Source organism: Facilibium subflavum (genome assembly GCF_003574485.1).
GTDB lineage: Bacteria > Pseudomonadota > Gammaproteobacteria > Francisellales > Francisellaceae > Facilibium > Facilibium subflavum.
In genome coordinates this window covers 1-23,936 of the sequence record NZ_QLIT01000137.1, presented here as the reverse complement: position 1 = coordinate 23,936, position 23,936 = coordinate 1, and the positions used below count along the sequence as shown (strand labels likewise).

General features: G+C 40.4%; 20 protein-coding genes, 4 tRNA genes and 1 other RNA gene. 3 read left to right on the top strand and 22 right to left on the bottom strand.

Annotated elements, in window-relative coordinates; genetic code table 11:
* Window positions 1-104: 104 nt before the first annotated feature.
* Window positions 105-311 (bottom strand): cold-shock protein, encoded by a 207-nt coding sequence (locus DNK84_RS08635; protein WP_119344132.1) that lies wholly within the window; start codon window positions 309-311, stop codon window positions 105-107.
* 270 nt (window positions 312-581) lie between these two features.
* Entirely contained in the window at window positions 582-1,322 is a 741-nt protein-coding gene (locus tag DNK84_RS08630; RefSeq protein WP_119344131.1) for a carbonic anhydrase, read from the bottom strand.
* Window positions 1,323-1,660: 338 nt separating this feature from the next.
* Here DNK84_RS08630 and DNK84_RS08625 point away from each other — a divergent pair, with 338 nt between their 5' ends.
* Window positions 1,661-2,293, top strand: coding sequence for a helix-turn-helix domain-containing protein (locus DNK84_RS08625; RefSeq protein WP_162902331.1), 633 nt, complete (start codon window positions 1,661-1,663; stop codon window positions 2,291-2,293).
* Window positions 2,294-2,310: 17 nt separating this feature from the next.
* Here the strand turns inward: DNK84_RS08625 and DNK84_RS08620 are convergent, their stop codons facing one another.
* The 16 genes from DNK84_RS08620 to DNK84_RS08545 all read right to left on the bottom strand — a co-directional run bounded on the left by DNK84_RS08620 (window position 2,311) and on the right by DNK84_RS08545 (window position 18,468).
* Window positions 2,311-2,712 (bottom strand): NUDIX hydrolase, encoded by a 402-nt coding sequence (locus DNK84_RS08620; RefSeq protein ID WP_119344129.1) that lies wholly within the window; start codon window positions 2,710-2,712, stop codon window positions 2,311-2,313.
* Between the two features lie 15 nt (window positions 2,713-2,727).
* A complete protein-coding gene (locus DNK84_RS08615) occupies window positions 2,728-3,723 on the bottom strand; it encodes a VUT family protein (RefSeq protein ID WP_119344128.1) in 996 nt (331 codons plus the stop codon).
* Between the two features lie 21 nt (window positions 3,724-3,744).
* Window positions 3,745-4,569 (bottom strand): NADPH-dependent 7-cyano-7-deazaguanine reductase QueF, encoded by an 825-nt coding sequence (gene queF, locus DNK84_RS08610; protein WP_119344127.1) that lies wholly within the window; start codon window positions 4,567-4,569, stop codon window positions 3,745-3,747.
* Window positions 4,570-4,721: 152 nt separating this feature from the next.
* Window positions 4,722-8,993 (bottom strand): DNA-directed RNA polymerase subunit beta', encoded by a 4,272-nt coding sequence (gene rpoC, locus DNK84_RS08605; RefSeq protein WP_407920614.1) that lies wholly within the window; start codon window positions 8,991-8,993, stop codon window positions 4,722-4,724.
* Between the two features lie 79 nt (window positions 8,994-9,072).
* The gene (gene rpoB / locus DNK84_RS08600; RefSeq protein WP_119344125.1) at window positions 9,073-13,164 is read right to left on the bottom strand and encodes a DNA-directed RNA polymerase subunit beta; all 4,092 of its coding nucleotides are present in this window, start codon (window positions 13,162-13,164) and stop codon (window positions 9,073-9,075) included.
* Between the two features lie 177 nt (window positions 13,165-13,341).
* Entirely contained in the window at window positions 13,342-13,716 is a 375-nt protein-coding gene (gene rplL, locus DNK84_RS08595; RefSeq protein ID WP_119344124.1) for a 50S ribosomal protein L7/L12, read from the bottom strand.
* A 56-nt stretch (window positions 13,717-13,772) separates the two neighbouring features.
* Complete coding sequence (rplJ, locus tag DNK84_RS08590) at window positions 13,773-14,291, bottom strand: 50S ribosomal protein L10 (RefSeq protein WP_119344123.1); 519 nt, start codon at window positions 14,289-14,291, stop codon at window positions 13,773-13,775.
* Between the two features lie 200 nt (window positions 14,292-14,491).
* Entirely contained in the window at window positions 14,492-15,187 is a 696-nt protein-coding gene (gene rplA, locus DNK84_RS08585; protein ID WP_119344122.1) for a 50S ribosomal protein L1, read from the bottom strand.
* Window positions 15,187-15,621, bottom strand: a complete 435-nt coding sequence (gene rplK, locus DNK84_RS08580) for a 50S ribosomal protein L11 (RefSeq protein WP_119344121.1) — start codon at window positions 15,619-15,621, stop codon at window positions 15,187-15,189. The genes rplA and rplK overlap by 1 nt, the downstream gene beginning before the upstream one ends.
* A gap of 110 nt (window positions 15,622-15,731) precedes the next feature.
* Window positions 15,732-16,349, bottom strand: a complete 618-nt coding sequence (nusG, locus tag DNK84_RS08575; RefSeq protein ID WP_119344120.1) for a transcription termination/antitermination protein NusG — start codon at window positions 16,347-16,349, stop codon at window positions 15,732-15,734.
* 9 nt (window positions 16,350-16,358) lie between these two features.
* A complete protein-coding gene (gene secE / locus DNK84_RS08570) occupies window positions 16,359-16,775 on the bottom strand; it encodes a preprotein translocase subunit SecE (RefSeq protein WP_119344119.1) in 417 nt (138 codons plus the stop codon).
* 83 nt (window positions 16,776-16,858) lie between these two features.
* Window positions 16,859-16,934 (bottom strand) — tRNA-Trp (locus DNK84_RS08565).
* Between the two features lie 29 nt (window positions 16,935-16,963).
* Window positions 16,964-18,148 (bottom strand): elongation factor Tu, encoded by a 1,185-nt coding sequence (gene tuf, locus DNK84_RS08560; RefSeq protein WP_119344118.1) that lies wholly within the window; start codon window positions 18,146-18,148, stop codon window positions 16,964-16,966.
* 38 nt (window positions 18,149-18,186) lie between these two features.
* A tRNA-Thr gene (locus tag DNK84_RS08555) sits at window positions 18,187-18,262 on the bottom strand.
* Between the two features lie 40 nt (window positions 18,263-18,302).
* Window positions 18,303-18,376: transfer RNA gene (locus DNK84_RS08550), tRNA-Gly, on the bottom strand.
* Window positions 18,377-18,383: 7 nt separating this feature from the next.
* Window positions 18,384-18,468, bottom strand: a tRNA-Tyr gene (locus DNK84_RS08545).
* Between the two features lie 114 nt (window positions 18,469-18,582).
* Between DNK84_RS08545 and DNK84_RS08540 the strand changes: the two genes are divergently transcribed.
* A complete protein-coding gene (locus DNK84_RS08540) occupies window positions 18,583-19,161 on the top strand; it encodes a DUF4124 domain-containing protein (protein WP_162902330.1) in 579 nt (192 codons plus the stop codon).
* Here DNK84_RS08540 and DNK84_RS08535 read toward each other — a convergent pair.
* The 4 genes from DNK84_RS08535 to DNK84_RS08520 form a co-directional block, all read right to left on the bottom strand.
* Window positions 19,158-21,368: a RelA/SpoT family protein gene (locus DNK84_RS08535; RefSeq protein ID WP_119344116.1), complete on the bottom strand. Its 2,211-nt coding sequence runs from the start codon at window positions 21,366-21,368 to the stop codon at window positions 19,158-19,160. The two genes, DNK84_RS08540 and DNK84_RS08535, sit on opposite strands and share 4 nt — an antisense overlap.
* Window positions 21,369-21,544: 176 nt before the next feature.
* An RNA gene (gene rnpB / locus DNK84_RS08530) (RNase P RNA component class A) lies at window positions 21,545-21,891 on the bottom strand.
* A 4-nt stretch (window positions 21,892-21,895) separates the two neighbouring features.
* Complete coding sequence (locus DNK84_RS08525; protein ID WP_119344115.1) at window positions 21,896-22,558, bottom strand: DNA-binding protein; 663 nt, start codon at window positions 22,556-22,558, stop codon at window positions 21,896-21,898.
* Between the two features lie 333 nt (window positions 22,559-22,891).
* Complete coding sequence (locus DNK84_RS08520; RefSeq protein WP_235826868.1) at window positions 22,892-23,563, bottom strand: aromatic amino acid transport family protein; 672 nt, start codon at window positions 23,561-23,563, stop codon at window positions 22,892-22,894.
* Between DNK84_RS08520 and DNK84_RS14335 the strand changes: the two genes are divergently transcribed.
* Window positions 23,498-23,650 (top strand): hypothetical protein, encoded by a 153-nt coding sequence (locus DNK84_RS14335; protein WP_162902145.1) that lies wholly within the window; start codon window positions 23,498-23,500, stop codon window positions 23,648-23,650. The genes DNK84_RS08520 and DNK84_RS14335 overlap by 66 nt on opposite strands.
* Window positions 23,651-23,936: the final 286 nt, after the last annotated feature.

Sequence of the window (23,936 nt, the reverse complement as noted above, 5' to 3'; positions counted from 1 at the left end):
AAATATACCGTTTCGCTGAGAAACACTATAAAGCAAAAAAAATCCTGGACAATGCCAGGATTTAAAAGGATTTAATTAAAAATTAAATTTAATCTAATTTTAATTTAGTCTGCAATTTGAACATTGATTGCTTGAGGACCACGACGGCCTTGCTCAATTTCAAATACAACACGTTGGTTATCTGCTAAGGATTGTAATCCTTGAAGGGCAGTGACGTGAACGAAAACATCCTTATCACCACTATCCGGTTTTATAAATCCAAATCCTTTTGTTTCATTAAAAAATTTCACTGCGCCTGTTTGTTGTGACATAACTATACTCTCTTAAACACTTTCTATTTAACATTTAAACCTGATTACGCACCAACCTGGAAAAACCAAATCGAATACACTTTCAGGACTCTTAACTAATGACTCCTTAAAAGCCGTTTCAAAAGAAATAACCTGCAAAGATTCAAAAGTTAGTCATCAGTATAGCAAGCCTTTGAAAAAAACAAACATATTTTTTAACAATTGTGCAAATAATCCACTAAAAAGTAACTTTCTACGACATATCCCCGCTTTTTTCATCATATTTCCAGGTTATGAGAAAGTAAGCACTTTACCTGATTGATCAAAGAAGGTCACCTGTCCTGTCTTAATGTTATGCATCGCGCCAACAAGTGCAATCTTTTTATCTTTCACCATATCAGCGAGATCTTTGCTATTTGCTACAATATACTTGATCTGATCTTGTACATTTTGCTTAGCAATGGCATCGATTGTGTCAGGCTTGTTGCAGCTAAAGGCATCGCCTTCTTCTTTCTTCACAATACTGACAGCCGGTTGAATCTGATCAAGTAATTGATCCAAGGCCGGTGTACCTGTTTCATCGCCTTGACACGCCGCAGCAACAGCACCACATTGGGTATGCCCCATCACCACAATTGCTTTAACACCAGCATGAACTGCTGCAAACTCCATACTTCCCAATACATTTTCATCGGCAACATTCCCAGCAATTCGTGCCACAAAAATATTCCCAATGCCTTCATCAAAAACATAATTAGCAATGCTGCGAGAATCCACACAATTAAAAACAAGTGCCAAAGGGTTTTGCCCTTTCTTTGCAGAATACAGGGCATCCAGTAAATGTGTTTTGCCTTGCTTTTTATCTGCAACAAAACGCTTATTTCCTTGGGCAAGTCTTTGTAAGACTTCATCTGGCGTCAAATTTGCCTGTTTTTGGGCACTCACCACAGATACACCTTCTGCCAAAGTAAACTGATAGCTGAACAAAGCAAAAAATACGCTTAATACAGTCATTTGAAATATTTTTAACATAATACTTTCCTTAATTGTTGAACATCCACCATAACTATTTTAATGCGTGCTTAGCTATTTTCAAGAAGATCACAATAAAAATAAAAAAAAAATAAAAAGGCTTGATATGGTTGCCATATCAAGCCTTCCTATTTAGCCCCCACCTGGTGGTTGCTCCCCTGTTGTACTTCGAATATCATACTCCATGAACAATACTTTGTAAAGTGATTAACGAAGATTTTTACTTAAAAAAGTAAAAAATGTAATTGAAATCATCAATATTCCGTTCATCAACTCGATAAATTACTTTATCAATGATATACTGTACTGCAACAAATAATGGGGATAAGTTAAAAGACATGGGTACAATACAAAACATCTGTAATAATATTTACAGTCTGATGCAGCAAAAAGGGATTAAATCGGTGAGTCAGCTTGCCAGAGAGATTGGCTGCTCAGCAACAACGATTTACAACATTACCAGTCAAACGAATAAAAATCCCTCGATTGAGACGATTAAAATGCTGGCAGATTATTTTGATGTTTCAATTGATCAGTTTGTACGCGCCAATTGCGTGATGCAATCAAGCCAGAAATTGCGCACCTGCCCATTGATCAATCAAGATCAGATAAGTGATTTCTATCTTCAAACACTAGATTACAGCAGCATAAAAGTCACCGAAATTGCCAATCAAAATTTATCCGATCAAGCATTTGCAATACGACTATCTCAGGATATTCAACCCTATCATCGTAATAACATACTGATTTTTGATACTTTAAATATCGATACGATCGCGTTTCCGACACTATGTGTTATTAAAAGTGCTGCAGACTTTGATATCACACAATTATATCAAATTGATCAGCAACTCTATATAAAAGAAAATTACGGCCTTTTACATAAAAAAGAACGACTAATCCCAGCACAAGAGCACTATAGTCAATTTGAGTTAATCGCCGCCTTAATAGAAGTCAAGTTCTATAATTAAATTGACTTGTAAAGCTTCTAAGCGATCATTTTCTGCTTAAATAACCAATCCATCACCATCTGTGCCATTATCGAGCCTTTCGTCTTATCCGCATAAGTAAACCAGCTAAGCGTCTGTATTTCAGCATTAGCCTTTAAAACACCTGAAAACTTGCCCATAAAGCACTTCATCTCAACCATTACGCCTTGGTTTTTGTTATGTGCTTGCCCATAAAAGCAATGTAGATAAGTGAGGCTTGATGGGATTACATCAACTGAGAGCTCTTCTTTAATTTCACGGATTAATGCCGCTTTATCCGATTCACCAGACTCAGGTTTCCCACCTGGTAAATAATAGCGATCACTATCTTTTGATTTTGCCATCAAAAGCCTTTTATCCTGAATATAAATAAGACCCACTTTCTCAATGATTTTTTGCATGGCTATAATGCTTTTTTACCTTGTATTAAAGGTGTTTACACAGCGATCCGCATCAATTTTAAACCCAACGATGTCAGTGATGCGATTAGATGGCAGCTCCACAATATCCGTTTTCTCCAAACGCTTAATATACATTGCAATTTTACTGGAAAACAAACAAGCAATAATATCATAAGAGAGCTTAATAACGTACTGAGTCGCTATAATAATGAGTATAGATTTAAATGGAATAACAAATAAAAATACGCCTATACCAAATACAACACTATCTACAAATGTTCCTACAGCTGTTGCAATAATAAACCTTACAATAATTCTGTTTTGCTCTTTTTTTGTGTTATAACCATACTTTTTACGAGAATAGTATTTTAGCCGTGCAATAATATTGGTATTAATGAACTCCGCACTGAGAAAACTTGCAAATGAAAAGACAAAAACTCTTAATACATTAGCCTCTGAGAATACAAGTTCTCTTACATAATTATGTCCTGTCATCGTCGGCAACATTGCCAAAATTGATAGAATAACAAGCGCCACAAAAGAAGTTAACGCAACTGTTGTATAAATTCTTCTGACAATTGAAAAGCCATAGATTTCAGTCAAGATAGAATCAAATAAAAAAGTTAAAGAGTATACAAAAATAGCACCTGGTGCAGCAAGAGGGACTCCCGCTATACTCCCTAGGCTAATGATTGTTGAGCCTGCTAAATTTGAGGAAAAAAAGATCACTGTATACAATGAAACAAATATTAAAAAAACATATTTCTTTTCTTCTAATGCTGCAAGCTTAATATTTTTACGTACTTTCCCAAGATTTGTTTCCTGCTTACCCGCATGATAGGCAATTAACCTTTGATCCTCTTGGGAAAATAAATCAATGATGTCATCATCATTAAGCTCAGAAGCTAAACGTGTTGCACCTTTTTTCGTAAGTGTATCATAATATTCTATTGAAAAATCATTTGGCTTAATTGCACTAATCCGATAATGTGATATGCCTACAGTACTCATTTATTTGTGCTCTTTTGTTTATTATTGACGGGCTAAACGGATTTCTCGTAACGCACCATTATCGTTAAAGTTGCATCTCAATGGATTAATATCTAAGCCACCGCGTCTGGTATAACGCGCATAAACCAGCAATTTCTGTGGCTTACATTTTTGCATAATATCTGTGAAAATACGCTCGACACATTGTTCATGAAATTCATTGTGATTACGAAATGAGATAATATACTTTAATAACCCTTCGTGATCGATTTTATTACCTTGGTAGTAGATTAATACACTACCCCAGTCTGGTTGCTCTGTTACCAGGCAATTTGATTTAAGCAAATCACTGGTAAGTGTCTCTTCAACAATTTCTTGTGAATCAGCGGCTAAATAATCCGGGTTTGTTACATACTCAGTAATTTCAACATCCAAATCATCCAGTGATTGCCCAGAAAAACAGTTTTCCACACGCTGTGCATAATCTTTTAATTTAATTAATTGTACGTTAACAACACCATTCACAGCTTTTGATAAATCATTTTGCATAATGCTTTTCACTTGTGATTCATCATCAAAAGGCGTGTTATTAAATGAGTTAAGATATAACTTAAAGCTTTTAGACTCAATTAAGTTCTCACTTGCCGCATCAATTTCAAATAAGCCAATGCGCACCTCAGGTTTACCTTTTTGATTTAACCATGAAATTTCAAATGCACTCCAGATATCCACACCTTTAAACTGTGGTTTCCCAGTAATGCCAAGCTCTTGACGCTTTAAAAGACGTGGAATAGGAAATAAAAGTGTTGAATCATATTGTGTTAAATAGGCTGATTTTTTACCAAGCTCTGATAGTGTTAAATCCATATCACATTAACTTTTTTATTGTTCTACAGTGAGTTCAAAAGTAAAGCTAATCTACCACAAGAAGGGGTCAATAGCAATTTATGGTAATATAAAAATAAAAGAGATATTACAACAAGCTGGCCATACTAGCCAGCTTGATTTTGATCTATAGTTTATTCGTCCCTGTCGTCATCTTCATCATGATCTGGTGCATCTGCAAACAGATCATCAAGATCAACACTGCCTTCATTACTGTCTGCATTTAATGCTGCACTTAACGCCATCTCCAGCTCATCAACTGAAGGTCCAGCCTCAAACTCTTCTTCAAGCTGATGCTTACGTTTACGCTCTTGATGATAAGCAAGTCCTGTTCCTGATGGAATCAAACGACCAATCAATACATTTTCTTTTAAGCCACGCAAATGATCTTCCTGACCACTGACTGAAGCTTCTGTTAACACACGTGTCGTCTCTTGGAAAGAAGCTGCCGATAAGAAAGACTCCGTTGACAATGAAGCCTTAGTAATCCCCAATAAAATTGGCTCATACTGTACTTCAAGCTTGCCTTCTTCAGCAAGCCTGTCGTTAGCCTCTAGCGCTTGAACCAGTTCAACCTGCTCGCCATCAACAAATCTACTGTCTCCAGCTGCTGTGATTACAACTTTTCGTAGCATCTGACGGACAACGGTTTCAATGTGTTTATCATTAATGCCAACACCCTGTAAGCGATAAACTTCCTGGATTTCATTAATAATATACTCTGCTAAAGCATACACACCTTTCAAACGTAAAACCTCATGTGGATCTACTGGTCCATCACAGATGGTTTCACCCTTGCTGACATGTTCTCCTTCAAAGACGTTGATATGACGCCATTTTGGAATCATAATTTCAATCGGCTCGCCTTCTTCTGGAGAGATGATCAAACGGCGTTTGCCTTTTGTTTCTTTCCCAAAGCTCACAATACCAGAGATTTCCGCCAAAATAGCTGCATCCTTTGGACGTCTTGCTTCAAATAAGTCAGCAACACGTGGAAGACCCCCAGTAATATCTTTGTTCTTTGAACCTTCTTGTGGAATACGTGCAATAACATCACCGACTTCAATTTTCGTGCCATTTTCAATATTTAAAATAGCGCCTATTGGCATAAAGTAACTGGCAGGAATATTTGTATTCGGGAAACAAAGCTCTTCACCATTATTATCAATCAAACGAACAACTGGCTTCACCTCACGGTTTCCACTTTTCTGAGAATCAGAAGTAATGACAATACTTGATAAGCCTGTCACCTCATCTGCTTGATACTTCATGGTCACGCCATCGATAAAATCAACGAAGTTAATATTACCAGAAACTTCCGCAATTACTGGGTGGGTATGTGGATCCCATGTTGCGACAATGCTGCCTGCTTTTACAGAAGCATTGTCATTAACTGGCAATACGGCACCATAAGGTACTTTATATTTTTCACGTTCACGACCAAATTTATCAATAATACTGATTTCGCCAGAACGTGAGACAACAACGTTATTATTCTCACGATTTTTAACGGTTTTGATATTATTAAATTTAATGCGACCTGCATTTTTAATTTGAACGTTGTTATCAACTGACTCCTGAGAAGCCGCCCCACCAATATGGAAAGTACGCATTGTCAACTGCGTACCTGGCTCACCAATAGATTGTGCAGCAACAACACCGACAGATTCACCAGAGTTCACCAAGTGTCCACGAGCCAAATCACGACCATAACATTTTGCACATAATCCACGGCGTGTTTCACAAGTAATGGATGAACGGATAAGCACCTGGTCAACCCCATTGTCCTCAATGAGCTCAACCAGCTTTTCATCTAATAATGTTCCAGCTTCAACCAATACATCATTCGTGCCTGGCTTATAAATCGTATCTGCTGTAACACGGCCCAAAATACGCTCAGCAAGAGGTACCACAACATCGCCACCTTCAATGAGTGCAGAAGTTGTCAAACCTTTGATCGTACCACAATCATCTTCTAGAATAACCAGATCCTGCGCCACATCAACCAAACGGCGAGTTAAATAACCAGAGTTAGCTGTTTTCAATGCTGTATCTGCCAGACCTTTACGCGCACCATGTGTTGAAGTAAAGTACTGTAATACAGAAAGACCTTCACGGAAGTTTGCCGTAATTGGTGTTTCAATAATTGAACCATCTGGCTTTGCCATCAAACCACGCATACCAGCAAGCTGTCTAATCTGTGCTGCTGAACCCCTAGCACCTGAGTCAGCCATCATATAAACTGAGTTGAATGACTCCTGCTCAACCTCTTGCCCAGCTTTATCTGCAACAACCTCTTTAGAAATAACGGCCATCATTGATCTTGCAACCTTTTCATTGGCGCGCGTCCAGATATCAATCACCTTGTTTTTGCGCTCACCATCAGTTACTAAGCCACTGGCATACTGTTCTGTAATTTCTTTGACCTGGTCTTCCGCTTCAGCCAAAATAGTTGCTTTGCTTTCTGGGATAATCATATCGTTAATACCGATTGAGATACCAGATTTCGTTGAATATTTATAACCTGCATACATTAATTGGTCAGCAAAAATAACCGTTTCTTTTGTACCTAACCGGCGATAACACTGGTCAACGATCTTAGCAATAACTTTCTTAGTTAAAGTCTGGTTAATCAACGAAAACGGCAGACCTTCTGGTAGAATACTTGATAGTAAAGCACGACCTACTGTTGTCTCAACAATACCCTTTTCATATTCATACTCACCAGACTCTAATAATACCTTATGATCCAAACGAACTTTGATTTTGGCATGCACATCAACAACACCTGCATCATACGCACGCTGAACGTGACGCAAATCAGCAAATAGTTTACCTTCACCTTTAGCATTCACGCCTTCACGTGTGATGTAGTAAAGACCAAGCACGATATCCTGTGTTGGTGCAATTACTGGTGTTCCACTGGCTGGTGATAAAATATTATTTGTTGACATCATTAATGCACGCGCTTCTAATTGCGCTTCGATCGTCAATGGCACATGAACTGCCATCTGGTCTCCATCAAAGTCCGCGTTAAATGCTGTACATACTAATGGATGCAACTGAATTGCCTTGCCTTCAATCAACGTTGGCTCAAATGCCTGAATCCCAAGTCTATGTAACGTTGGCGCACGGTTTAATAATACAGGGTGCTCACGAATAACTTCTTCTAAAACATCCCAGACCACTGCTTCTTCATGTTCAACCATTTTCTTGGCAGCTTTGATTGTTGATGCATGGCCATAGTGCTCAAGCTTAGAATAAACAAAAGGTTTAAATAACTCTAATGCCATTTTCTTTGGCAAACCGCACTGGTGAAGGCGCAAAGTTGGCCCCACGGTAATAACAGAACGTCCTGAATAATCAACACGCTTACCTAAAAGGTTTTGCCGGAAACGACCCTGCTTACCCTTAATCATATCTGCCAATGATTTCAAAGCACGTTTATTAGAACCTGTCACAGCACGACCACGACGACCATTATCTAAAAGTGCATCGACAGATTCCTGTAGCATCCTTTTTTCATTACGTACAATAATATCAGGCGCGCTTAGCTCTAATAATCGCTTTAAACGATTGTTACGGTTAATAACACGGCGGTATAAATCATTTAAATCAGATGTGGCAAAACGGCCACCATCTAATGGTACCAATGGACGAAGGTCAGGTGGTAATACCGGTAAAACCGACATAATCATCCACTCTGGCTTGTTCCCCGATTCATAAAATGATTCTAATAGCTTCAAACGCTTAGTCAGTTTTTTTAATTTAGTTTCAGAATTTGTCGCTGGAATTTCTTCACGAATCGTTTCAATTTCATGCGGCAAATCAACGTCCATCAAAAGTTTCTGAACAGCTTCTGCACCCATTTGCGCTTCAAACTCATCACCATACTCTTCAAGTGCATCAAGGTAAGTTTCTTCATTTAACAGCTGACCTGTCTCAAATGGTGTCATTCCTGCATCTGTAACGACATATGCTTCAAAATATAAAATTCGCTCAATATCACGTAACGTCATATCTAATAGCAAACCAATACGCGATGGCAATGATTTTAAATACCAGATATGAGCAACTGGACATGCTAAATCAATATGCCCCATGCGTTCACGACGCACACGAGATTGTGTCACCTCAACACCACATTTTTCGCAAATGATGCCGCGATGTTTTAAACGCTTGTACTTCCCACACAAGCACTCATAGTCCTTAATTGGACCAAAAATTTTAGCACAGAACAAACCATCACGTTCTGGCTTAAACGTTCTATAATTAATCGTTTCTGGCTTTTTCACTTCACCATAAGACCATGAATGAATCATTTCTGGTGATGCCAGCGATACTTTGATACGATCAAACTCTAGATCTTTACCTTGTCGTTTCATACTGCCTAGCAAGTTGTTCAAGGCTATACTCCTATTCTTTACGAAGTTTTAACGAACGCAGGCATTTGTGCCTGCGAGAATCGGCTGTACTTTAAAAGTCTTATGACTCCATATCCGACTCTAAGTCAATATCAATACCCAGCGCACGTACTTCTTTCATCAATACATTAAATGATTCAGGAATGCTTGCATCCATTTTGAAGTTACCGTCAACGATATTTTTATACATCCTCGTACGCCCGTTCACATCATCTGATTTAACCGTCAGCATTTCACGCAATGTATACGCTGCACCATATGCTTGCAGTGCCCAAACTTCCATCTCACCGAAACGCTGGCCACCAAATTGCGCTTTACCACCTAATGGCTGCTGAGTTACCAGACTATATGAACCAGTTGAACGCGCATGCATCTTATCATCTACCAAGTGATCAAGCTTCAACATATACATGCAACCCACTGTTACATCACGGTCAAATGGCTGCCCGGTTCGACCATCATATAGTGTCATCTGGCCACTTTCAGGTATATCACATACTTTAAGCAAAGACTTGATGTCTTGCTCTTTGGCACCATCAAACACCGGTGTTGCAATCGGCACGCCAGATTTTAAGTTATATGCCATTTCAATTACTTGATCATCATCAAGCGCAGACAGATCAACCTTCTTATTGCCTACTGTGTTATAAACCTGCTCAAGCACTTTACGAATATCAGCAGCTTTTTGTGTTGACTCAAGTGTTTGACTAATTTTTTTACCCAAGCCGCGTGCTGCCATACCCATATGTGTCTCTAAGACCTGACCGATGTTCATACGTGAAGGAACCCCTAAAGGATTCAAAACGATATCCATTGGTGTACCATCTTCTAAATAAGGCATATCTTCAATAGGTAAGATTCTTGAAACAACACCTTTGTTACCATGGCGGCCTGCCATCTTATCACCCGCTTGAATACGGCGCTTAACGGCAACAAAAACCTTAACGATTTTTAACACCCCAGGTGATAAGTCATCACCTTGTGTTAACTTTTTACGTTTGGCTTCAAATTTTGTTTCAAAGTCTTTACGCGCCTGCTCAATCTGTGCTTTTGAGCGTAAAATAGCATCTGAGACAGCTTCATCTTCAACGCGAATATCAAGCCACTGCTTTAACTCCAGGCTATTTAAATAATCCTTCGTAATTTCCACACCTCGCTTAAGCCCTGCAGGACCGGCAAGTGCTTTCTTACCAGGTAATAACTCAAATAAATACGCGCGAACAGCACCTTCAATAATGCGATATTCATCACGAAGATCCTTACGAACTCTTTCAAGTTCTGCCTTTTCAATTTCAACTGAGCGTGGATCTTTTTCCACACCATCACGCGTGAATACCTGTACATTAATAACAGTACCAAACATACCAGTTGGCATACGCAAAGAGCTATCTTTAACATCAGAAGCTTTCTCACCAAAGATAGCACGCAGCAGTTTTTCTTCTGGCGTTAATTGCTGTTCTGCTTTTGGTGTGATTTTTGCCACAAGAATATCTCCTGGGGCAACATTCGCACCAATATATACGATCCCTGATTCATCTAATTTATTTAGCGCACTTTCGCTGACATTTGGAATATCCGCCGTAATCTCTTCAGCACCAAGCTTCGTATCACGTGCGATACAGGTCAGCTCTTCGATGTGAATCGATGTATAGCGATCATCTTCAACCACACGCTCAGATAATAAAATAGAATCCTCAAAGTTAAATCCATTCCAAGGCATAAAGGCAACCAAAAGATTTTGCCCAAGTGCTAACTCTCCCATATCAGTTGAGGAGCCATCAGCAAGGATATCGCCTTTTTCAACCTGATCACCTGGCTTAACGATTGGGCGCTGATTGATACATGTGTTTTTGTTGGAACGGCGGAACTTCGTTAAATTATAAATATCAACGACTGATTCTTCTTCACCGACTTCATCTGCATTTACACAAACAACGATACGGCCACCATCAACGGCATCCACAACACCTGAACGCTTGGCAACAATACAAGTGCCAGAATCCCGTGCAACGATACGCTCCATTCCAGTACCCACTAATGGCTTCTCAGCACGTAATGTTGGCACAGCCTGACGTTGCATGTTTGATCCCATCAATGCACGGTTTGCATCATCATGCTCCAAGAATGGAATAAGTGCTGCTGCAACGGAGACCATCTGCTTTGCAGAAACATCCATATACTGAATTTTGTCTGCTGTTGTAAAGACAGCTTCCCCTTTTGAACGACACTGAATCAGATCATCAATCAAACGACCATTTTTATCCATTGTTGCAGAAGCCTGTGCAATCACATAATTGCCTTCGTCAATCGCAGACAAATACTCGATTTCATCTGTTGCCACACCGTCAATAACCTTACGATAAGGGGCCTCTAGAAAACCGTAGTCATTTGTTCTTGCATAACATGCCAAGGAGTTAATCAAACCAATATTTGGTCCTTCTGGCGTTTCAATCGGGCATAAACGACCATAATGTGTTGTATGAACGTCACGCACCTCAAAGCCAGCTCGATCACGAGACAAACCACCTGGGCCTAACGCCGAAATACGACGCTTATGTGTAACCTCTGATAATGGGTTATCCTGATCCATAAATTGAGATAGCGCGCCTGAGCCAAAAAATTCTTTGATTGAAGCTGTAATTGGCTTTGCATTGACGAGATCTTGCGGCATCGCACTTTCACGATCAACCATTGATAAGCGCTCACGCACAGAACGTTCAACACGAACAAGCCCAATACGGAATTGATTCTCAGTCATCTCGCCCACCGCACGAATACGACGGTTACCCAAATGATCAATATCATCAACTTCGCCACGACCATCACGAATATCGATTAATGTTTTAACCACATCAATAATATCTTCTTTACTTAGGATACCAGAGCCTTCACCGCTTTTACGACCCAAGCGGTTATTAAACTTCATTCGACCTACTGCTGATAAATCATAACGGTCTTCAGAAAAAAACAAGCCTCCAAACAATGCTTCAGCAGACTCTTTTGTTGGTGGCTCACCTGGTCGCATCATACGATAAATTTCAACTAAAGCGTCATCACGCGTCTGACAAATATCATTACGTAAAGTATTCGCAATATAGGCGCCACGGTCTAAATCATTCGTATCAATAGTTTCAAAATGACGAATACCATAATCAGAAAGCTTCTCTAATAATGCTGGCGTAATTTCCTCATTTGCCTGTGCCAGGACTTCACCGGTTGTTTCATCAACAACTGGCTCATATAGCGCTTTACCCACCACATAAGATAATGGCACTTCCATCAAAGATAAGCCTTGCTCTTTCATCTTTTTAGTGTGGCGTGCTGTAACACGCTTGCCTTCGGCAACCAATTTATTGCCATCTTTATCCAAAATGTCAAAAGAAGCTGTGGTTCCTTTTAATGAATCCGGATCAAAAGTCATCATCAGCACACCTTCTTGCACCGCAAACTTGACCGGTTCATAGAAAATCTTTATCAACTGGGCATCAGTGTAACCCAATGCTTTTAGTAAAACGGTAGATGGCAGTTTGCGGCGGCGGTCAATACGCACATAAAGCAAATCTTTTGGATCGAATTCAAAATCCAGCCAGGAGCCTCTATAAGGAATGACTCTTGCAGAATGTAATATTTTACCTGAGGAATGCGTCTTACCACGATCATGGTCAAAAAACACACCAGGTGAACGATGCAACTGAGAAACAACCACTCTTTCAGTACCGTTGATTACGAAGGTACCATTGCTTGTCATCAAGGGGATTTCACCCATGTAAACTTCCTGCTCTCTCACATCTTTGATTACTTTATCATCAGCAGGTGCTTCTTTATCATATATGACAAGGCGTAGTTTAACACGTAAAGGTGCGGCATAACTCACACCGCGAATATGGCATTCATTTTCATCAAATGCTGGCTCACCAAGCTTATAGCTTACATAGTGAAGCTCAGAATAACCAGAAAGACTGGTGATGGGGAAAACGGATTTAAAAGCTGCCTCAAGCCCAATTTCTTTGCGGCTTTTAGGAGCTTCATCCTTTTGTAAAAACTGTTTATATGAATCTACTTGAACAGCAAGTAAATATGGGACATCAAGAATATTTGGAAGGCTTCCAAATTCTTTACGAATTCTTTTTTTCTCAGCGTATGAGTAAGGCATCAGGCATTTCCTCTGATTACATTCATTTTAACCACTAAACATGCCAAAAGTTTGGAAAACTTTAATCTGTCTTTGTCACTTCTTATTTAAGTCACAAATATAAAATTACATAGCACAAAAGGCCAACAGGTAAAATAACCTATTAGCCTTTCATTTTAACTTAAAATAATCGGGTGATTACTTAAGCTCAACTTTAGCGCCAGCTTCTTCAAGCTGCTTTTTAAGCGCTTCAGCTTCTTCTTTTGCAACACCTTCTTTAACAGTATAAGGAACGCCTTCAACTGCTTCTTTTGCTTCTTTAAGACCTAAGCCAGTTGCTGCACGAACTGCTTTAATCGCGCCAACTTTGTTAGAACCAGCTTCAGTTAAAACAACGTCAAATTCAGTTTTTTCTTCTACAGCAGCAGCTTCGCCACCTGCAGGTGCAGCAACTGCAACAGCTGCTTGCGCTGAAACGCCGAATTTTTCTTCCATCATTTTAACCAAGTCACAAACATCCATAACGCTCATTTCAGCAACAGCATTTAGAATGTCTTCTTTAGTAATAGCCATTTTTTCATAACTCCTATTAAATAGTTTCTATATTCACAAAAAACGAAAAGTGGTTTTTATCTCGCTTCGCCAACAGCGGCAAATACACGCACAGCCTGAGCTGGAATCTCATTAAGTGTACGCACAAATTTCGTGACAGGTGCCTGTAGAACACTACACAATAAGCTAAGCGCTTCTTCACGGCTTGGTAATTTAGACATTTCTTCTAATTTATCCGCACCAAAAAGTTCACCACTCATTGCCAAGTTCCTCACTTCAAACGCTTTATGATCTTTCATAAAGTTTTTGAATAATTTAGCAGCAGCACCTGGCTCTTCTTTTGAAAAAGCCAAAACTAAAGGACCAACAAATGCATCAGTCATGCATTCAAACTCAGTCTCTTTAACAGCAATTTTTGCTAAATTATTGCGAACAACTTTTAAATAAACACCTGATTCACGAGCTTGTTTACGTAACTCACTCATTTGATTCACTGTCAAACCACGGTAATCAGCTACCGCCGCAGACAACGCTGAGGATGCTTGTTCAGCTACTTCTGCCACAATCGCTTTCTTATCTTCAAGCTTTAGCGCCATGTGCTAATCCTCTTGTTTTTTGTCCACGTTATTTAATACGATGTTTGAAACCAGTCAAATTTTATTTTTCAGGTCACTCGCATCGTCTGCGTAGGAAATTAAGCGCTTTTGCAAGCACACCTACGGTCTTTGACATCACTGCCCACCTTGTTGAAGGTGTCAGCGACCCAAAGAAACTTACTACCAAAAGGCTGCTTATATTACACTGCAACCGACGACATGTCAAGTGTTAATCCAGGACCCATCGTGCTTGAAACAGTAATCTTTTTCAAGTAAACACCTTTTGAACTTGCTGGCTTAAGTTTTTTCAAGTCAGCCAACAGCATTTCCAAGTTTTGCTGTAAAGCATCTGATGTGAAATCTGCCTTACCAATCGTTGTATGGACAATACCTGCCTTATCTACACGAAAACGAACCTGGCCTGCTTTTGCATTTGTAACTGCCTGAGCAACATCAGTCGTCACCGTACCAACTTTAGGGTTTGGCATTAAGCCTTTTGGTCCCAAAATCTGGCCAAGCTGACCCACAACGCGCATTGCATCAGGTGTTGCAATAACAACATCAAAATCAATATTACCTTTTTTCACTTCGGCAGCCAAATCATCCATACCAACGATGTCAGCACCGGCTTCTTTTGCTTTCTCAGCATTTTCACCCTGCGTAAACACAGCCACACGAACACTTTTTCCTGTGCCATTTGGCAAAACAGAAGCACCACGAACAACCTGGTCAGACTTACGTGGATCAACGCCTAAGTTAACCGCCACATCAATTGACTCTTTAAACTTCACACTAGAAGTGTCTCTTAGCAAATCAAAAGCCTCAGTTGCAGCATAAGCCTTATTCGCATCAAATTTTTCAGCAATCGCCTTCATTCTTTTAGATAGTTTTGCCATTACTCAACCCCTTCTACTTTAAGACCCATGCTGCGCGCAGAGCCTGCAATTGTTCTTACAGAGGCATCTAAGTCAGCGCCTGTTAAATCAGGTGCTTTTGTCTTAGCAATCTCTTCTAATTGCGCACGAGTTACCGTACCTGCTACCGCTTTACTTGGCGTTGAACTACCAGATTTGATCTTAGCAGCTTTTTTCAACAAAAATGATGCTGGTGGTGTTTTCATCGTAAATGTGAAACTTCTGTCACTGTACACAGTAATCACAACAGGAACTGGCGCACCTGGCTCCATCTGCTGTGTTTGCGCATTAAATGCTTTACAGAATTCCATAATGTTCACACCATGCTGACCTAATGCCGGACCAATTGGTGGACTAGGGTTTGCCTGGCCTGCTTTTACTTGAAGCTTAATATAAGCTTGTACTTTCTTAGCCATATTTTTCTCCTTTTTGGGTGGTGACGCTTTATACAAAGCTCCCCAGTTCTACAATCTGCAAAATATTTATATTTATTCATAAACATTTTGCGCTTTTACTTTAGCTTGCGCTAAACATCTTTCTCAACTTGAGAAAACTCTAATTCAACTGGGGTTGAGCGACCAAAAATAGAAACCGCCACGTGTAAACGTGATTTTTCATAATTAATCTCCTCAACAACGCCAGTAAAATCTGCAAAAGGCCCATCAAGCACACGCACAATCTGCCCAACCTGGAATGTTGTGCGCGGTTTAGGTGAAGCATTCTCACCACCCTTGACAGTGCCTAAAATTCTTTCAGCCTCTTTATTTGAAATTGGCATAGGGCGCTCACTTGTCCCACCGACAAAACCACTAACGCGTGGGATTCTTCTAACAAGCTGCCAGGCTTCTTCATTCATTTCCATCTGGATAAGCACATAACCTGGGAAATATTTACGCTCACTCTTGCGTTTTTGCCCACCTTTCATTTCAACGACTTCTTCTGTTGGCACTAAAATTTCGCCAAAGGCATCTTCAAGGCCCTCAAGCTTAATACGCTCTTCTAGTTGATTTTTAACACGCTTCTCATAACCTGAGTATGCTTGAATTACATACCAGCGCTTTTTTGAATCAACCGAGGTATCTTTTACATTTTCAGTGCTTGATGTTTGTGACTGATCCAAACCTTCTTTTTTCTCTTCAGACATAATCACCTCTTACCCTAGTATTGCTTGAATCAAGTGCATAAACAACAATCCAACAAAATAAATAATCAATGACGCAACAACAACGATCGCCAGAACAATTAAAGTTGAATTAATCGTCTCCTGTCGCGTTGGCCACACTACTTTTCGCATCTCAAGGCGCGCTTCCAACAGGAAAACCCACCCTTTTGCACCTTGGTTAGTAAACTTAGCAATTACCAGCATCACAACAACCCCAACAATGATAAAAGCGGCTGTCAAGGCTGAAGAGTCTTTAAACACCTGAAAATACATGCTTGAGAAAACCACAAGCGCTGCCACTATCACAATAGCCAGCCACAAAAATCTGTTGGCACCTCGACCAATCACTGTCGCGTCAGCTTTTTTAGTCGTTGTCGTCCATACTTTTTTACTTACAGGGTCTTTCATTAAACTTTCTCATTCGCTTATGTAAACAAAAACGGCGCGTAATCTTAACATAGATTAACGCGCCGTTCAAGTGCTTTCTTATTTGGCAGGCCAGGAGGGACTCGAACCCCCAACTTGCGGTTTTGGAGACCGCTGCTCTACCAATTGAACTACTGGCCTATAAAACACTCAACCGATATTACCAGGTGTTACTTAAGAATTTTAGCAACAACACCAGCACCAACGGTACGGCCACCTTCACGAATCGCGAAGCGCAAGCCTTCTTCCATCGCAATTGAGTTAATCAACTCAACTGTCATCTTAATGTTATCGCCAGGCATAACCATTTCAACACCTTCTGGCAACTCAATAGAACCAGTTACGTCAGTTGTACGGAAGTAAAACTGTGGTCTATATCCTTTAAAGAATGGCGTATGACGTCCACCTTCTTCTTTTGATAACACATAAACTTCTGCTTCAAACTTAGTATGCGGTGTAATTGAACCTGGCTTACAAAGAACCTGACCACGCTCAACTTCATCACGCTTAACACCACGGATAAGAATACCAACGTTTTCACCAGCTTTACCTTCGTCAAGAAGTTTACGGAACATCTCAACACCAGTCACTGTTGTTTTTTGCGTATCCTTGATACCAACGATCTCAACTTCATCACCAACTTTAACGATACCACGCTCAACACGGCCAGTAACAACAGTACCACGACCAGAAATTGAGAATACATCTTCAATTGGAAGAATAAATGGCTTCTCGATATCACGCTCAGGCTCAGGGATGTACTCATCCAATACTTTACCTAACTCAAGGATTGCATCTACGTATTGCTTTTCACCTTCAAGTGCTTTTAACGCAGAACCTTTAACGATTGGTGTGTCATCACCTGGGAATTCATATTGATCAAGAAGTTCACGCACTTCCATTTCAACCAGTTCAAGCAACTCTTCATCGTCAACCATATCACATTTGTTTAAGAAAACAACGATGTGTGGAACACCGACCTGACGTGACAACAGGATGTGCTCACGTGTTTGCGGCATTGGGCCATCTGCTGCTGAAACAACTAAGATAGCGCCATCCATCTGTGCTGCACCTGTGATCATGTTTTTAACGTAGTCCGCGTGACCTGGGCAGTCAACGTGCGCATAGTGGCGGGTTGGCGTTTCATATTCAACGTGAGAAGTTGCAATGGTGATACCACGTGCTTTTTCTTCAGGCGCATTATCAATTTCATCAAACGCCTTAGCTGAACCACCATAAGCTTCTGAAAGAACCTTAGTAATCGCTGCCGTTAATGTTGTTTTACCGTGGTCAACGTGTCCAATTGTACCCACGTTAACGTGCGGCTTTTTGCGTTCAAACTTTTCTTTAGCCATTGTTTGTTTACTCCAAGTTTTTATTAATAAACCTTTTATGGTGCTCACAACCAGACTTGAACTGGTGACCTCTCCCTTACCAAGGGAGTGCTCTACCTGCTGAGCTATGCGAGCTTCAATCTTTTATTCGTTCTTCTTCTAAACTTCTTCCCAATGGAGCGGGTGATGGGAATCGAACCCACACTATCGGCTTGGAAGGCCGAAGTTCTACCATTGAACTACACCCGCAAATTCGTGGTGGAGGGGGCAGGATTCGAACCTGCGAAGGCTGAGCCGTCAGATTTACAGTCTGATCCCTTTGGCCACTCGGGAACCCCTCCAAAGTGCTGGCAACAATCATAGAGCTTCAGTTTTCAAAAATCAACTTTTTTTATCGATTTTTTTGTCTACAATTATTAACACCAGATGTGAGATAACATGAGTTGTTAAGACGCGTGTCAGTATATACCAAACTAAATGGCTTATGCCAGTGTTTTTTATTATTATTTTTATTCTGTCACAGCCAAGGTGGATTTGCCCAAATTTATCAATGGCAGGACAAACAGGGAAACGTCGTTATTTCCAATACTCCACCAGAAGAAAATGATGAGAGCGTGAGAGAAATCAATATTGAAGAAGCCAACATCATCCCTACCGATAAAGATAAACAACCAGCCGTTCGAAAAACCAATACACCTTCTATAAAAAAAACAACGTCAAAAACACCACCACTTTCTTTAAATATCATGATTACAAACCCTAAAAACCCCACCTACATCCATAATTTTTCTCCTTTGATCCCACTGACGACAACACCACCACCACTTAGCAAAGATGCTGATGTATTTCTTTCGATTAATACAAAAACGCAAAAGGCAGTATACCAGAATAACACCTGGAATATACCAAGACCAAATCCCGGTGAGAATCACATCTATATTTATGGAAAAACCGCAGAAAATGAACCTTTTCGCTCAAATCAAATAACAATCTATGTCTATAATACGCATGTGAATAAAAAGCTGTTAAACTAGCGCATTAACCGCTCAATTGATTGAACATGCGCCGTGCTTAAGATTTTTTTATGAATATTTTGTAATGCAGTCATATCCGCCAGCGCAAGACTCAACTTAATTGCATCTTTTTTTCGCGCACCAGATAGTACCATATGAACCACGTGGACTTTTTCAATATTGAGAATACTGCCCACCTCCTGCATCGCTCGATCAGCATCGCTGCAAACAAGCAGTAAATCTACCTGATAAACTTGCGTATCTTTTCTACCCCATTGTACTTCAATAATTCGCTCAGGGTGAGATAGCTTTAATTTTAAAAAATTCGGACAAACACTTCGATGCACTGTTACACCTCGACCTTGTGTTAGATATCCACCGATATCATCTCCTTGCAAGGGTTTACAGCAACCTGCCATATGCGTTAATAAGTTATCAACGCCATAAATCATCAAATCAGACTTGCCACGGAATTGTAAATCCGTTGATTTATCCAGCCTTGCAGGTGACTCGACCAAAGTTTGAGACTCAAGCTTACCATGGTCACCAAACTGCTCAACAATATAGTTAACCACCTGGTTAAAACGAAGCGCACCCGTTTCAATGCTGGCAAAAAAAGTCTCCTCATCCGCCATATTAAAGTGTGCTGCAACCGATGGATAATCTACACTCTTAATCCGTTGATGCTTTAGTTCATCATGTAATCTTTCTTTCCCCAGCAATGCATTTTGTGTTTTATTTTGCTGTTTAAACCACCTGGCAACCCTGGCCCTTATTTTTGAGGAATGAATAAACCCACTATTGGCATTTGCCCAGTCAAGACTTGGCTTAGGTTCCTTATTTGTTAATATCTCAACCTTATCACCGGTAACAAGTTTGGTCGTTAACGGCACAATTTTCCCATTTACCTTAGCGCCACGCGTTCTATGCCCAACCATCGTGTGCACCATGTAAGCAAAATCAAGTACCGTTGAACCAGATTCAAGGTCAACCACATCACCATTAGGTGTAAAAACATATACACGACTGACTTCAATTTCTTTTGATAACTGTTGATTATCAAGCTCTCCTGCCAGCTCAGATTCCCAGTCCAGTAACGAACGAAGCCAATTAACACGCGCCTCGTAACCTGGATCGTGTTTTACACCTTCTTTATAACGCCAGTGCGCTGCAACCCCCATCTCAGACTCTTGATGCATCTGATGTGTGCGAATCTGCACCTCCAACGCTAATCCTTCTGGTCCATGAACGACAGTATGTACAGAACGATAGCCGTTGGGCTTTGGTGTTGCAATATAATCAGCAAACTCACTTGGGATTGGTTGCCATAAATCATGTACAACGCTTAACGCCGTATAACACTCATCTATTGAGTCAACTAAAATGCGTAGCGCGCGAATATCATAAATGGTTTCTATCTCACGGTCTTTTTTCCGCAGTTTCCGCCAAATACTATAGATATGTTTTACTCGCCCGGACACTTGTGCATGCAAATTTTGCCTTTGCAAGGCTTGCATTAATTCCTTAATAGCCGCTTCAATATAAGCTTCACGCTGCAATCGCTTTCTTTTCAACGCCTTGGCTATTTTTTTATACTCAACAGGATACATACATGAAAAAGCCCGATCCTCAAGCTCCCATTTTGTCTTTGACAAACCAAGACGGTTGGCTAATGGCGCATAAATCTCCAGAATTTCCCTTGCAATCGTTTGTCTGTACTGCTGTGTCCAATTAGCAGAGGCACGCATGGCGCAAACACGGTCAGCAAGCTTAACCAGAACAATTCGCACATCTTCCACAATCGTCAATAGCATCTTACGAAACGTATCTATTTGCGCCTGACTTGGATGTGGGTTTTGTAATGCACGCACTGCTGACATCGCACAGGCGCCATCTAGAATTTTTAACACATCCTTGCCACAATTTTGAATGATTTGCGCTGGATCCGTTTTTTGATGATAATGCAATTCAAATAACAATGCTGCCGCCACAGCATCTTCATCAGCTTGTAGATCAAACAAGACCGCCGCCATTTCAACACCATAAGTAAAGCAAGTACCACCATGCACAGAAGACTCATCTACACCAAGCTGTGCCAGAATATCAATTGCCCCAGCAATAACCTGCAAACGAGATTTCGAATAAAATGCCTCTAACAAAGGCAACCATTGATCAAAATCGATCAACCCTTCATGCGTTAATGCGTACTTATTTGTCACCTGAACCATACTTCACCACAACTCACATCCAACAAGACAACTCTTAATATGTCATCTTGCACATTCCATCCCGTTAAATGACCAGATATTTAGCATAACGAATTTATGATGAAATAAACAGAAATAATATACTGAATCACAAGGAAGATATCTTAGAAGATATATTATTAGATAAAGGCGTGAAAAAGACAAGTTGGCCGATAAGCCGGGTTCTGTCGTGGACAGTCATTTATCTAGGCCAGATGTCACCATCAGGCTCAAGCAGTCTACCCGGTTGCAGTGCGAGCAACACTATTACAACCCTATTTGACCTTGCTTCAGATGGGGTTTACCATGCCATTAATGTTACCATTAATGCGGTGCGCTCTTACCGCACCCTTTCACCCTTACCAAGCTCACAGTTTGGCGGTTTACTTTCTGTGGCACTTTCCGTAGGTTCGCACCTCCCAGGTATTACCTGGCATCTTGCTCTTTGAAGCCCGGACTTTCCTCAGCATGTATAAACACATACCGCGACTGTCTGGCCAACTTGAAAACTATATCACTTCTAACTGGTGACGCAGTTGATCGATTTCTCGATCGGTTATCGCTTTTATGCGACTTAATTCAGACATTAAAGCCACTATTTTTTCGTGGTATTCTTTTTTTATCTGACGTATTTTACTCTCGCTTGCCATACGCAAATTCAATGACTCATTTTGTGCTGTTTGCTGCCTTTCAAGCGCTCTTGCACGATAATATTTCACGACACACAGCGCCATAAATAACCGCTTTACTACATCTGGCTCAACCTCAAGCCTCTCAAGAGAAAATGGTGTAGTCACATTAAAACCACCCGCACTCTCTTTACCATCATCGAAGCAATCAACTGAAGCTTTAGTGCTTTTATCTATCCTTCCTGATTCACTTTGTTTCGTGCGAAAATTCATCTCTGGGCGTTTTAGCGCCCTTGAGGAACCTGCCCCACTTATGCGCTTTTGCTCTTTAAAACCGCTGTCATCAGCATAAGCCGATGTCTTTGGCATTTTCTTACCCTTCTGCTGTCTTTGCCACTTACCCAGCAAAACAGCAATTTGTGCGTGCGTCCCTTTACCTAATTGGCGACGCAAATACTCCAGCGTTACACGCTTACCTTCTGCAAGTAAGCTATCAGCAATCTGTGCAACCTCTTCATATGTTAGCTGATTCTCGTCAGACATGAACTTCCTTACAAGTTACTTTTATAAAATAAAACAAAATGCACCTACAAAAACTGGTTACTTAAAAACAAACTTCCAGAACCTTATCTGTTCCAACACGTAAATCATCCAACCTAACAGACCATAGCTTCCTACAAGGATCAACAAGGGTTGTTAATTGTCTACCACTAAATAAAACAAGGGCATAAACGCTCAACACCAGCTGCCACCAAACGCTTTTAAAAGGTTAAAAAGTAGGCTTATCATCTAAATGTTAGCAGACGTGCTGCTTAAGATACAAATACAATTATGCATTATCGCTAATATCCACAAGAAATTCAAGCATGAATTGATTTAAAGCACAGGCAATAATCCAAAAGCGGACAAAAGCTGCAGAAAAATAATCAACACGCCTGCTAGACCCACCAATATGAGAAAGGCTTTACTCGCAAACCCATTGCGAGCTTCATCACGTCGAACTTTCCAAACCATAAACACCGGTAGTATTATTAATAAGATACAGACAAAAATACTTGCATAGCCTAATGCCATCAAGAATCCGTTAATGAAAAATACGGCAAAAATAAATGGTGGCAAATAAGTAATAATAAAATTTATTATTCGTCCCATCTTGTGCTTTTTAAGTTTATAGGCATCCTGATTAAAGTGAAATAATGCCAGCGTCACCCCTAAAAACGAGGTGGTAACCGCTATATTCGAAAAAGCGATAATAAAGGCACTTGCACTTTTCACACCAAGGAGTTTTTGATAAGCCACACCCAGATCAACACCATGCTTCATCATATAAACAAAGCCATATTCACCTTGAATAGGAATAACCCCAAGCGTGACAACAGCCCAAACCAAATATACAACCATAGGCACGCTTGCACCAGTAACAACAACTTTCTTTAAAACGCGGTCATTACGAAAGTAATTACGAATTGTTGGGATAACAATATGAGTGCGCCAAGCAAAGCTAAGGCAATCAAGCTGGACAATCCAGCCCAGAAAAAGGCTAGCCACCAGTCTGGAACCGAACTACACATAATGCAAGGTAACGAACATTATGAAGCTGTAGTAAGGGCGGTCTATCAGCCACAACGCAAGTGAAGGTATTGAGCCCCGTAATATATCATCGTCGCACCTGATCAAGGTTTTCATTTGCCTGAAATCAGCACTACGCAATACGTAAAGGCGAGTATGCGTGGAGGTGTCGGGGTCTGAGTCCGTAGCGGGTAGATGAACTGATTGCTTTGGAACTTGGGAGAACCTTGCTATTTCTGAATGCTTATCTTGGAGCCTAAAAAGCTAGAGATAAGCTTAGCAAGGTAGTCGGACTAGCTCATAGTAGAGGTGTAAATAGGGTAATGCCTAATGGCACTAAGTTAAGCCGCAT